General features: G+C 73.3%; 10 protein-coding genes. 6 read left to right on the top strand and 4 right to left on the bottom strand.

Annotation, left to right across the window (positions count from 1 at the left end; genetic code table 11):
- The first annotated feature begins 14 nt into the window (after positions 1-14).
- Both ABD366_RS42495 and ABD366_RS42490 read left to right on the top strand, forming a co-directional pair.
- On the top strand, positions 15-1,157 hold the full coding sequence (locus ABD366_RS42495) for an ROK family glucokinase (RefSeq protein WP_324767966.1): 1,143 nt from the start codon (positions 15-17) through the stop codon (positions 1,155-1,157).
- A gap of 26 nt (positions 1,158-1,183) precedes the next feature.
- The gene (locus ABD366_RS42490; RefSeq protein WP_324767967.1) at positions 1,184-1,762 is read left to right on the top strand and encodes a sugar kinase; all 579 of its coding nucleotides are present in this window, start codon (positions 1,184-1,186) and stop codon (positions 1,760-1,762) included.
- A 30-nt stretch (positions 1,763-1,792) separates the two neighbouring features.
- Here the strand turns inward: ABD366_RS42490 and ABD366_RS42485 are convergent, their stop codons facing one another.
- Entirely contained in the window at positions 1,793-2,533 is a 741-nt protein-coding gene (locus tag ABD366_RS42485; protein ID WP_324767968.1) for a mannose-binding protein, read from the bottom strand.
- A 702-nt stretch (positions 2,534-3,235) separates the two neighbouring features.
- Between ABD366_RS42485 and ABD366_RS42480 the strand changes: the two genes are divergently transcribed.
- A complete protein-coding gene (locus ABD366_RS42480; RefSeq protein WP_324767969.1) occupies positions 3,236-4,660 on the top strand; it encodes a hypothetical protein in 1,425 nt (474 codons plus the stop codon).
- Positions 4,661-4,734: 74 nt separating this feature from the next.
- On the opposite strand, the gene ABD366_RS42475 is transcribed toward ABD366_RS42480, so the two are convergent.
- Positions 4,735-4,989 (bottom strand): hypothetical protein, encoded by a 255-nt coding sequence (locus ABD366_RS42475; RefSeq protein ID WP_324767970.1) that lies wholly within the window; start codon positions 4,987-4,989, stop codon positions 4,735-4,737.
- Between the two features lie 20 nt (positions 4,990-5,009).
- Between ABD366_RS42475 and ABD366_RS42470 the strand changes: the two genes are divergently transcribed.
- The gene (locus ABD366_RS42470) at positions 5,010-5,849 is read left to right on the top strand and encodes a hypothetical protein (RefSeq protein ID WP_324767972.1); all 840 of its coding nucleotides are present in this window, start codon (positions 5,010-5,012) and stop codon (positions 5,847-5,849) included.
- Here ABD366_RS42470 and ABD366_RS42465 read toward each other — a convergent pair.
- Positions 5,846-6,100 carry a hypothetical protein gene (locus tag ABD366_RS42465; RefSeq protein WP_324767974.1) on the bottom strand — a complete coding sequence of 85 codons (255 nt, stop codon included), beginning with the start codon at positions 6,098-6,100 and terminating at the stop codon, positions 5,846-5,848. The two genes, ABD366_RS42470 and ABD366_RS42465, sit on opposite strands and share 4 nt — an antisense overlap.
- A gap of 178 nt (positions 6,101-6,278) precedes the next feature.
- Here ABD366_RS42465 and ABD366_RS42460 point away from each other — a divergent pair, with 178 nt between their 5' ends.
- Positions 6,279-6,401, top strand: a complete 123-nt coding sequence (locus tag ABD366_RS42460) for a hypothetical protein (protein ID WP_324767975.1) — start codon at positions 6,279-6,281, stop codon at positions 6,399-6,401.
- Between the two features lie 45 nt (positions 6,402-6,446).
- Here ABD366_RS42460 and ABD366_RS42455 read toward each other — a convergent pair whose 3' ends face one another.
- Positions 6,447-9,755, bottom strand: coding sequence for a right-handed parallel beta-helix repeat-containing protein (locus tag ABD366_RS42455; protein WP_324767977.1), 3,309 nt, complete (start codon positions 9,753-9,755; stop codon positions 6,447-6,449).
- Positions 9,756-10,229: 474 nt separating this feature from the next.
- Here ABD366_RS42455 and ABD366_RS42450 point away from each other — a divergent pair, with 474 nt between their 5' ends.
- The gene (locus tag ABD366_RS42450) at positions 10,230-11,438 is read left to right on the top strand and encodes a S8 family serine peptidase (protein WP_344443592.1); all 1,209 of its coding nucleotides are present in this window, start codon (positions 10,230-10,232) and stop codon (positions 11,436-11,438) included.
- Positions 11,439-11,734 lie beyond the last annotated feature (296 nt).

The raw sequence follows: 11,734 nt of genomic DNA, 5'->3' as shown, positions 1-11,734 counted from the left end.
GCAGAATCGCCGCAATGAGCACCTACCGCGACCTCGCCCACCGGGGCAGCGCCCGGGCCACCGTCCTGCGGACGGTCGGCACCAGGGAGCGCCGCTCGCACCTGACGGCCCCGCGCGTCCCCACCGTAGGCATCGACATCGGCGGCACCAAGGTGATGGCGGGCGTCGTCGACGCGGACGGCGCCATCCTGGAGACGCTGCGGGCCGAGACGCCCGACAAGTCGAAGAGCCCGAAGGTCGTCGAGGACACCATCACGGAGCTGGTCCTGGACCTCTCCGACCGGCACGACGTCCACGCGGTCGGCATCGGCGCGGCCGGCTGGGTCGACGCGGACCGCAACCGCGTCCTGTTCGCCCCGCACCTGTCCTGGCGCAACGAGCCGCTGCGCGACCGCCTCGCGGGCCGCCTCTCGGTCCCGGTCCTGGTCGACAACGACGCGAACACCGCCGCCTGGGCCGAATGGCGGTTCGGCGCGGGCCGCGGCGAGGACCACCTCGTCATGATCACGCTGGGTACCGGTATCGGCGGCGCGATCCTGGAGGACGGCCAGGTCAAGCGCGGCAAGTTCGGTGTGGCCGGCGAGTTCGGCCATATGCAGGTCGTCCCCGGCGGCCACCGCTGCCCGTGCGGCAACCGCGGCTGCTGGGAGCAGTACAGCTCGGGCAACGCGCTGGTCCGCGAGGCCCGCGAGCTCGCCGCCGCCGACTCCCCGGTCGCGTACAACATCATCGACCGGGTCCAGGGCAGCGTCCCCGACATCACCGGCCCCCTCATCACCCAGCTGGCCCGCGAGGGCGACGCCATGTGCGTCGAACTGCTCCAGGACATCGGCCAGTGGCTCGGCGTCGGCATCGCCAACCTCGCCGCCGCCCTCGACCCGTCCTGCTTCGTCATCGGCGGTGGCGTCTCCGCCGCCGACGACCTCCTCATCGGACCCGCCCGCGACGCCTTCAAGCGCCACCTCACCGGCCGCGGCTACCGCCCCGAGGCCCGTATCGCCCGCGCCCAGCTCGGCCCCGAGGCCGGCATGGTCGGCGCCGCGGACCTCGCCCGCCTCGTCGCCCGCCGCTTCCGCCGCGCCAAGCGCCGCCGCGTGGAACGCTACGAGCGTTACGAGAGGTACGCGCGTACGCGCACCGGCGCCGAGGGCCAGTGAGACCAGAGCGACAGGAAATGCCAGCCATGACGACCGTGCCCCGTCAGCCCTCGTCCCCGGACGAGGAGCCGCGCCAGGCCCCGGACCGGGGGCGCGTCATCCGCCGCCGCGCCCTCACCCTCCTGACCATCGTGCTGCTCATCGGGATCCCCGCCGGCTACCTGGTGATCTCCGCGAACCAGAGCCGCAACAGCGGCAAGGACAAGGAGGCCAAGTACTCGGCGACCGGCCTCACCATCGGCTGGCCGTCCAAGGTGCAGCGTCGCCTCTACGAGACCCCGATCCCCGGGTACTCCCGCAACGTCGCCTACTACGAGACGAACAACTACAAGGTCAGCCGCCTGTACGCGCAGTTCCTCACCAGCAACGCCGGCCTGGACACGTTCCTGAAGAGGGCCGGCAGCGACACGGACGAGCTCAAGAAGGGCGACCTCGCGATCAGCGACCGCGACCGGAACGTGGCCGGCTGGGAGTTCACCGGCCCCGGCCCCTGGTACGGCCTGACGCGCAGCCAGAAGGACCCGTCCCCGACCCAGACCATCGTGGTGAACCGCTCCAACCCGGACCACCCCATGGTCTTCGTGGTCTCGATGACGCACCCCTGAGCGCCGGGCCCCGCGCCGGCGCCGAGGTCGTCAGGTCGACCAGATGACGCCGCCGTTCTGCACGATGACGACCTTGCCGTCGGCCCGCAGGACCAGCTGCGCGCCCGCGTGGCCGTGGCTCTTGGAGGCCCAGATGGGGCGGTCGTCGCCGTTGTGGATGACGAGGTTGCCGTCGCTCTGGAAGATGGCCCGGTGGTTGGGGCCGAAGGTCATGGCCGCCCAGATGGGCTTGTCCTTCTCGTTGTAGACGACGAGGTTGCCGTCGGACTGCATGACCATCCGGATGCGGTTGGTCGTCCAGGCCTGGTTGACCTCCAGGACGCTGGGCGCGGAGACGGTCGCCGAGGTCCAGTGCGGTGTCGGGGTCGCCTTGGGGGTGGGCTTCTTCTTCTTCTTGGGCGGCGCGCTCGTCGCCGTCTTCTGCGGGGTGGGCGCGGCGGCCGGGGGCTTCGCGAGAGCGACCTTCGGCGGCTCGCTCTTCTTCGGCTTGTCCTTGCGCGGGGACGCGCTGGGCTTCTCGGCCACGTAGTCGCCCGGGGCGCCGAGAGCGGACTCCGGGTTCAGGACGGTGTCGGAGCCCGCCGCGACCGCGCTCTTCGCCGTGTCGTCGCGCCCGTCGTCGTCCGCGCTCCCGATCAGCAGCAGCGGTATCGCGATCAGGACGGCGCCCGCGACGGCGGCTCCCGCCAGGACCGGCTTGCTGGGGCGGCCGCCGACCACGCCGGTACCGGACTTGGTGCCCGGAGGCGCCGTGGCGACGGCCACCGCCACGGCGACGGTCTCCTTGGGCGCCGCAGCGCTCTTCTCAGCCGTTTCGGGCGTCGACGCAGCATCCGGTGACGGTGACGGTGACGGTGACGGTGACGGTGACGGTGACGATGACGGCGATGGCGCCGGGGTGGGCGTAGGCGTCGGTGCGGGCTCGCCTTCGCGGCGGCCTTCGGTGGCCGCCGGATCCGGCGTCTTCGCCTCCGGTGCCGGGGACCCGGCTTCCTCTGCGCGGGCGGCGGCGGCCGCCTCTGCGTTCGCGCCGGCGGCCTGGGGCTCGGGGGACATGCGGTACTCCTCCTCGGTGGCGGAGCCATACGTGGGGGCGTGGTGACGGCCGTGGCCCGGTCGCTGCCTTCGCCGGCCGCGGGGGACTTCTCGTACGGCTGTGGCTACGGTCCGGGCGTCCGGCCGGATGGCGTCGTATGCCGAAGTGGCCGACGGCGTAACCAACTTAGCCCGTCGCGGGGCGACAGCGCTCCCTTCCCGCCCATCACTTCCGACCGTTCTGTCACTTTGTCCGCTCTCGTCTCACAACTCCTGGAAAGTTCGCGACTCGGGCGGCAAACGGGCACGTGAGAGCCCGATACGGAGCAATCCCCACGCGCTGTCAGAGAGGCGCGTGTGGCATCCTGTTGGCTCCCTGATCTGATCAGTGCCGGCGTGAGCGCATGCCCTCCGGCACCCAGAACGCGTACGGACCCCGTGAGTTCAGGTGGAGATGCGGCCCGGAGGACGGCACGAGGGCGGGCATGCGGCCGAGGCCGGCGCATCCGGGGCCGACATACCCGAGGCCGTGCGGTCGGCGCTCCGCCCGACCGGGGCGATCCGGTACCGCTGGAGACCCAGCTCGACCGGCACCGCCCGGCCCGGCTGCTCACAGGCCAGGACGCCCGCCCGCCCGGCCCGGCGCCGGGCAGCATCACCTTCGACGACGGCAGCCGCCTGCCCGCCCTCCTCCTCGACCCCGACAGCGATCCTGGAGCCGGGAGCCCGGACGGCCGCGCCGACCGTACGCGCCCGGCCCCGCCCACCGGACTCTTCACCGGCCTCGGCACGCTCACCCTGCGCTCGCCCGACGAGGTGGCGGCCGAGATCCTCGGGAAGCTGCCGCCCAAGCTGCGCGGCCAGTTCGACGAGGCGGAACTGCTGCGCCTGCTGACCGAACAGCCCGGCGCCTTCACCGCCCCGCGCGGCGCCCGCTTCGTAGGCCGTGAGAAATCCGGCGTCGGCCACGAGCTGACCGTCGAGGCAGTCCCGTACAACCGGTGGGAACGCTTCTCCGACGTGGACGGCAGTACGGTCCGCGTCGACACGATGCGGCACGGCCAGGCCGGTACGGGCGGCGGGCGCAGCGTCGGGCGCCGCATCGCCGGCGCGCTCAGCATGGGCCCGCCGCTCGAATGGCTGCTGAAGATCGGCGTCTCGCTGGGCTGGACCCGCAGGACCGACTACGTCCAGGGCACGCAGGCGCTCAACCAGTCCGAGTACCGCGCCGTCGACGGCTCCCACCTGCACCTCGACGACGTGTACTACCGCGTACGAGTGGACCGGATCACCGAGGCGCCGAAGACCACCGCCACCGGCACGGACGGCGGGCCCCGCACGTCGCCCCACTGGCAGCGCAGCCGTGCGCACAGCGCGGCGTTCGCCGTGCGGGACGGACTGAGCCGGCGGCTGCCGGACGACCTCACCGTGCCCTACGCGGGGACCAAGCGCGCGCCGGAGACCCTGACGTTCCCGAAGGGCGTCGAGCCGCGGATCACCGAGACCACCGGGCTGCACCTGACCGACCCGCCGGAGAAGCTGGCGCTCGCCATCTCCGGTGCGCGGCCTGGCAGTTCGGCCCACCGGACGCTGATCTCGTTCGTCCGGCCGGGACGTCTGCTCGCCCTGTTCGGACGGCTCTCCTCACCGGTCAGCGGCCCCGAGCCGACCCGGGGAAGCGGCCAGCACCCGCTGGGGCACCTCGTCGTGGAGCGGTCGGTTGCGCACCGGGCGACGCTGGTCGCCGAGTCGGTCAAGGCGGAGCTGCGCGACATCGCCCAGGTCACTTACCAGAACCAGCGCGGCCACGTGCGTGACACCCGCGTGGGTGTCCAGATCACCTCCGGGCCGAACCACACCTAGGTCGGCCCGCAGGTCGACGTACGGGTGCAGGGCGGGCCGCTCGTCCGCACGGATCTCAGCACCGGCCGCGGCCACTACTTCGGCACCGACACCTCCCGCAAGACCACCGGCCGCGTCCGCAACCACCCCGTCGCGCTGTACCGGGTGGAGCGCACCCTGATGGTGCGGGCCGCCGGTGAACCGCCGTCCGCGGCCCGCCCGTTGCGCGTGGTCAGCCTGGACTGGATCTCCACCGCGGACGCGCGCCGGCTCGCGGGCCGGGACGCCTGTACGCCCGGGCAGGCGGGCCCGAACCCGGACGCCGAGCCGCCCGTGCCGTGGTACCTCACCCGCGAGAACCCCGTGCGCCGTGCCCGTCAGCTGGCTCTCGGTGTCCGAGGTGGACCACCAGGTCACCGACAGCCGCCCGATGCAAGCGCTCGGCAAGCCCGTGCGCGGCCCGCGCGCCGTCGAGGCGGAGACCACCGCCCTGGTCCGGCTGCGCGAGGACATCGCCCGTGACTACGGCCTGCTCGACGACACCACGTTCCCCGACAAGGTCCGCACGGCCTGGGACGACCTGGCCAAGTCGGTGGCCGACCTCGCCGCCGCGGAGAAGAGCTACTACGACGCCCGGGCCCGGGCCCGCGAGACGTGGCTCGGTCTGAGCGATGCGGAGCGGGCCGAGCGCGCCGAACCCGGCGACGCCCGACCGAACGTGGCGACAACCCCGTCCCCGGCCGTGACGACATCCCCGCCCCCGGCCGTGAAGACATCCCCGCCCCCGGCCGGCACCGCGTCGTCCCCGGCCGTCACCGCCTGGCCGGCCGCCCGCGACGAGGTCCACCTCTGGCAGCAGCGCACCGACGCAGCCGCCGCGGACCACCACCGCCTGCACCTCGCGGCCGCCCGCATGACCGCCCACTATCAGAGCGCGGGCTCGGACCCCGGCCGCCCCCAGAAGTACTCGGCCCGCCCCCAGGAGTACAAGGAGCCGGACTGGCGCTCCGAGGCGCCGGAACCCTACAAGATCACCGACGCCCCCAGCACGGGCACGGGCACGGACACCGGTACCGCCGGCTCCCCGTCCCGCACCCTCACCTCGCCGGACGGCACCACCGTGCGCGAGGTGTACGACGTACCGCACGACGGCGCCTCGTTCTTCCACGCGCTGCTCGCCACCGCCGGGGCCCGGGACAGGCTGCCCTAACTGATCGACAACGACCTCGCGGTGAGCTCGGGCAGTCTGCGCAGCCTGGATAGCGTCTGGTTCAGGAGGCGCACGGTCCTATCGGCCTGGCGTCGGCCGATGGGTTGGGCGACAGACGCCGCCCGGCTCTGGTCCGCGAGGTGGCCGAGGAGTTCGCCGACTTCGGTGGAGGCCGCGTGCAGGGCACGGATCCGTTCCTCGACCCGGGCCACCAGTGTCTCAAGCCTTGGTGGTTCCTCGGGGGAGGGCATGGAGCTATCGGCTTCGTCAGTCTCATAGGTGGCGGGCGTTTCGGAGTGGGCCGAGACTGCGGGGTCGGGCGGCTCCGTTCCCCTGGGTCGGCTGCCGCGCCCCGCGCGCCGCTCCGAGCGGCTCTCCCGGCCGGTGCCCGCGACCCCGGGGGCGGGGTGGCGGGCCTGGAGCTTGCGCTTGGCGGGACGCCTGGGCGTGGCGGCCATCGTCGTCGGGCTCCTCGCCGTCGTCCTCACGGGCCGGGACGGCGGCCGCTCGATCCCGGCGGCCGACACGTCGTCCTCCCACGACCACGGCTGAAGCCAGGCGGAGACCAGTCCGTCGCCGGACCGGTCCGGCCGCTCGTCAGTGGCTCAGGGCCGCGGCCTCCGGGGGCAGGTCCTCCGGGAGCAGCAGGCGCAGGTCGTCCAGGCCCGGCGCGGACATCGCGCCGATGCGGCCCGCCTGGCGGGTCATCATGCCCTCCAGGATCTGGCGGGCCGTACGCGCGTTGCCGAAGGCGTGGTCGCGCGGCAGGGAGTCCAGGTAGCCGCGCAGCGCGGTCATCGCCTCCGGGGAGCAGTCGTAGCCGTAGCCGGTGGCCTGCTTGGACAGGATCTCCATCAGGTCGTCCGTGGAGTAGTTCTCGAACTTCACCGTCCGCGAGAACCGCGAGGCCAGACCCGGGTTGGAGTCGAGGAAGCGGCGCATCTCGCGCGTGTAGCCGGCGGCGATGACGACGACCTCGTCGCGGTGGTCCTCCATCAGCTTCAGCAGCGTGTCGACGGCCTCCCGGCCGAAGTCGGAGGTCGCGCCCTCCGGGGTGAGCGTGTACGCCTCGTCGACGAACAGCACACCGCCGATGGCGCGCTCGAACGCCTCCTTGGTGAGCTGCGCCGTGTGACCCACGTAGCGGCCCACCAGGTCGGCGCGGGCGACCTCGACCAGCTGGCCCTTGGGCAGGACGCCGAGGGAGCGCAGCAGGTCCGCGTAGAGGCGAGCGATCGTGGTCTTACCCGTACCGGGGGGCCCCGAGAAGATGAGGTGGTTGCTGATCCTCGGGGTGGGCAGCCCGGCGGCCTTGCGCTGTTTGGTCGCGGTGAGCAGGTTGACCAGGGCGGTCACCTCGTTCTTGACCGCGGTGAGGCCGATCATGGCGTGCAACTCGGCCAGCAGTTCCTCGGAGCCGGGGCCGTCGTCCGCGGGCGTGCCCGCGTCCGCCGCCACGTCCTCGGGCAGCAGGAGGGTGAGATCGCTCTCCGCCGGGTTCGTCATGGAGGCGAGCCGGGACGCCTGCCGGTCCACCATCTCCTCGAACACCCGGCGGGCCGCACGGCCGTTGCCGAACGTGGCGTCGCGCGGCATGCGCTCGTAGTGCTGGGCGAGGGCGTCCAGGGTCCGGGGGTCGAGCTCGTAGCGGTGCCCCGCGCACATGTTCTCCGTGATCGTCACCAGCTCGTCGACCGAGTAGTTGGCGAAATCGATGGTGCGAGTGAAACGCGAGGCCAGGCCCGGGTTGGAGGAGAGAAAGGTGTCCATCTCGCCGGTGTAACCGGCGGCGATGACGGCCACGTCGTCGCGGTGGTCCTCCATCAGCTTCAGCAGTGTGTCGACGGCCTCCCGGCCGAAGTCGGCTCCGGAACCCTTGCTGTCCGAGAGCAGCGTGTAGGCCTCGTCGATGAACAGCACGCCGCCGAGCGCCTCGTTGAACGCCTCGGTCGTCTTGATGGCCGTACCACCGATGACCTGCGCGACCAGGTCGGCCCGGGAGACCTCCACCAGGTGCCCGGAGCGCAGGACGCCCAGGTCGGCCAGGATGCCTCCGTACAGCCGGGCCACCGTGGTCTTACCGGTTCCGGGCGGGCCGGAGAAGACCAGGTGACGACTCATCTGGGGGACGGGCATGCCCAGTTGGGCGCGGCGCTGGTTGAGCTGGGTGAGGTTGACGAGGGTCCGCACCTGGCTCTTGACCTCGGCGAGGCCGACCAGCGCCTCCAGCTCGTCCAGCGGGCCCCGCGGCCCTTTGGACGAGCCACCGGCCTTGCCGTTCGCGGCGTCCAGCGGCAGGGTGTCGCCCCACGCGTCCTCGGCCACGTTGCCGGTGCTGTTCAGGTCCTCCACCGTGAGCCGTTCGTTCACCCTCGTCTGCTTCAGGCCCGCGCCGCGGTTGTCGCGTACGGCGCAGCCGGTGACGGTGACGGGCTCGGCGCTGTCGATCCGGATGCCGTCGCCGACGCTGCCGATGACCTGGGAGGAGGTGAGAGTGGCGCGGGAGCCGTTGGCGAGCAGGACGCCGTGGGCGCCGCAGTCGGTGATGTGGGCGCGCAGGACGGAGAGTTCGCCGCCGTTGTCCACCGTGATGCCGCCCGCCGTCGCGGACTCGATCCGGCAGTCCCGCAGGGTGCCGCGCCCCTCCGAGCCGACGGAGACGGTGGCGTCGGTCGCCGCCCGCATGACCGTGTCGCGGATGTCGGGGTTGCCGCCCGAGGCGATCCGTACCGCGGCGCCGCCCGCCCGGTCGATCTCGCAGTGCTCCAGCCGGCCGCGGCCGTCCTCGATCACCTCGACGCCGTGGCCGCCCGGCGAGGTGATGCGGGCGCGGCGCAGCAGGGGGTTGGCGCCGGTGCGTATCCGGACGGCGGTGCCGGCCGCGTCCGTGACCAGCAGGTCGTCGAACTCCGCGGACGACTCCTCCTCAAGCAGCACGGCGCTGTTCGCGTCCGCGCAGTCGCGCACCGCGCAGCCGGTCAGGAGGGGCGCGCTGGAGTTGATCACCCGGATCGCGGGAGCAGCGGCGGTGTCGAACTCGCAGTCCTGGAAGGTCCCCCGGGAGCGTTCGGTGACGACGAGGCCGCTGCCCTTGGTGCGTGAGGTACGGCAGTGCAGGAACTCGGGGTCGGCGCTCGCGGCCAGCATGATGCCGGGGCCCGAGGTGTCGGTGACGGTGACGTGTTCCAGGACCGGGCGGGCGGTGCTGGTGATGTAGACGCCGACGGAGGTGTCGTGCACCGAGGTGCGCACGACCCTGGTGCCGCTGGTGCCCTCCAGGGCGATGGACGGCTTGTCCGTACCGGAGATGTCGCAGTCCTCCACCAGGCCCTGCGCCTCGTCGGAGGTCAGCACACCGTTGGCGCGGGCGTCGCGGATCCGGCAGTCCCGTACGGTCGAGCGGGCCTCCGCGCCGATGACGACGCCGGAGGTGCCGAGGTTCTCGATGAGGCAGCCGGCGATGACGCTTCCCGTGGGCGCGGAGTCCACGACGCCGGCGCCCTTCGGGTTGCTGACCCGGCAGTCGCGCATGGCCACCGAGCCCGACTCCCGGGCCAGGACGGCCGTCCAGCCGGAGCCGATGACCGTGCAGCCGTCCATCGCGACCTGGCCGCGCGGCGCGTCGACCACCGGCAGATCCTCGCTCCCACCGCGCAGGGTCAGGTCGGTGAGCATGACGGCGTCGGCGACGAGGACGACGGCGGTGCCCCGCCGCGGGCAGATCTCGACGCTGCCCGGCTCGCCGTCGGCGACGATGGTGACCCGGGTCCTGACCGTGAGGTTCTCCGGGTAGCGGCCGGGGTGGACCCGGATCACCGCACCCGTGCGTGCCTTGTCCAGGGCATCACCGATCGTCCGGAAGCTGTCCGGTTGTTCCGACCCGACCCTGAGCAACTGCCGTGACACGCTCGATCCTCCTCTTTTTGGTGCCGCCGCCGCGTGCCTCTCCCGCCCAGGGGGCCGGCAGGGGACTGGTTCGCGTCCGGGTACGTACGGCTGTGCGCACGCGGTGAAGGCTACGGGACCCGTACGGCGATGTTCCAGGAGGGACGGCCGAGTTCGGATGAGATCTGCTGAGATCGGACGTGTGCGGAATCAGTGCACGAGGGGTGCACGACGAGTCCACAGGGGCCGCCGGGGCCGTGTACCGGATGGCGTGACCGTACGTCACCGTACGCCGGGCCGGTGGGCGTTCGCGCGTGGACGGCCGCCGTGCGCCCGGCCGACGGCCGCACACTTCCGGACGTTTGCGATGCCTCGTGGGCGGTCGGCCCGTGACCTCCCGTAGGCCCTGTACGTGCCGGTCGTCGCCTCTCGTACGTCCCGTTCGTCGGCCGCGGTCACGTCTCGCTCGACGCGTCGCCATGCGCGGCGCCTATCATGCGCGCCATGCCCCGTGTCCGAGTTCGCTCCCGCCGCCGCCCCTGGGCCTCGGCTGTGGCCGCCACCCTGCTGATGACCTTGAGCCCCACCGCGCTGGGCGCCATCGGCGCCGTGCCCGTCGCGCCCGCCGCGGCCGATTCCGTGGGACTGCCCGTCATGACCTCCGTCCTGGGGGAGGACGACAGTTGCGTCTCGGTCTCCAGCGAGACGGCCAAGGCCGAGCCCTGGACCCTGGGGGCTCTGGGCGCGTCGCGCTCCCGCCCGCTCTCCCAGGGCGCCGGGACCACGGTCGCCGTCGTGGACACGGGAGTCGCCCGGGAGGCGCCCGCGCTGTCGGGGCGGGTGACCGCGCTCGGGGCGGCCGGTGAGGACTGCGTCGGGCACGGCACCTTCGCGGCGGGCCTGATCGCGGCGAAACCCGGCGACGACGGGGGCCCGGCGGGACTGGCGCCGCAGGCCCGGATCCTGGCCGTACGGGGCACGGACGAGCGCGGCGGGACCACGGCGGGCCAGGTCGCCGACGCGATACGCCAGGCTGCGGACGAGGGCGTCTCCGTCATCTACGTCGCCGTCGCCCTGGACAACGGCAAGTCGCAGCTGACGGACGCGGTCGAGTACGCGAGCGACAAGGACGCGCTGGTGGTGGCCCCGGTGGCGCCGGACGCGCTGCCGAGGAACACGGAACCGGCGCCCTGGTACTGGCCGGCGGCGGCGCCGGGCGTGCTGGCGGTGATGGACTACGGCCCGGACGACGGACGGCCGACCAACGCGCCGCGGGTGAGCGGCGCGGACCTGGCGGCCCCGGGTGACGCGGTGGTGAGCATCGGCCCCAAGGGCCCGGGCCACTTCATCGGCTCGGGCTCCTCGTTCGCCGCCGCGCACGTCGCGGGGGCGGCGGCGCAGGTACGGGCCCGCTACCCGGAATTGAAGGCCGCCGAGGTCTCGCGCCGGCTGACGGAGGCGGCGTATCCTGCGTCACCGCCCCGGCTCGACCCGTACGCCGCCCTGACGGCCGTACTGACCGGCGCCAAGGGCGCGACACCCCGGCCTGAGCGGGCGGTGGTCCCGCCGCCGCCCGCGACTGAGCCGCGCACGCGCGCGCTGGTGGTGGCGGCCGTGGGCGGCGGGCTGGTGCTGCTGGTGGCCGCGGGCGCGGTGGTGATCCCGCGCGGCCGGGCCCGCAACTGGCGCCCGGCGGGCAGCTGACGGGCCTGGCCGGGGCGGCGGCCTGTTCGTGGTGGCGGGCCCTGCGGCAGCGGGGGCGTCCGGCGTGGGCAGGGGCTCTCCACGCGACACCGGACGCGAGAGGACCGCAGGCGGTCCAGGATCTCCCCCCACGGGCGCAAGCCGGCGGCCCAGTCGCCCCACAGGTGCCGGTCGACCAGGTGCGGCGCTGGGACTTCGCGCCCGCCTGGTCCTGGTCGACGGCCGGACCGCCGCGACCTGGGCCGTCGAGGACGGCACCGTGAGGACCGCCCCGCTGCGCGGCTCCTCCCGGTCCG

This window comes from Streptomyces kunmingensis, assembly GCF_039533535.1.
In the GTDB taxonomy this organism is placed as follows: Bacteria; Actinomycetota; Actinomycetes; order Streptomycetales; family Streptomycetaceae; genus Streptomyces; species Streptomyces kunmingensis.
The sequence above is the reverse complement of the archived record's forward strand: the minus strand, read 5'-3'. Positions and strand labels throughout refer to the sequence as shown.

Coding starts and splice junctions, on each gene's coding strand:
- ABD366_RS42450 (WP_344443592.1), top strand. CDS start 10,230: ATGCGCGCCATGCCCCGTGTCCGAGTTCGCTCCCGCCGCCGCCCCTGG.
- ABD366_RS42490 (WP_324767967.1), top strand. CDS start 1,184: ATGACGACCGTGCCCCGTCAGCCCTCGTCCCCGGACGAGGAGCCGCGC.
- ABD366_RS42495 (WP_324767966.1), top strand. CDS start 15: ATGAGCACCTACCGCGACCTCGCCCACCGGGGCAGCGCCCGGGCCACC.
- ABD366_RS42465 (WP_324767974.1), bottom strand. CDS start 6,100: ATGCCCTCCCCCGAGGAACCACCAAGGCTTGAGACACTGGTGGCCCGG.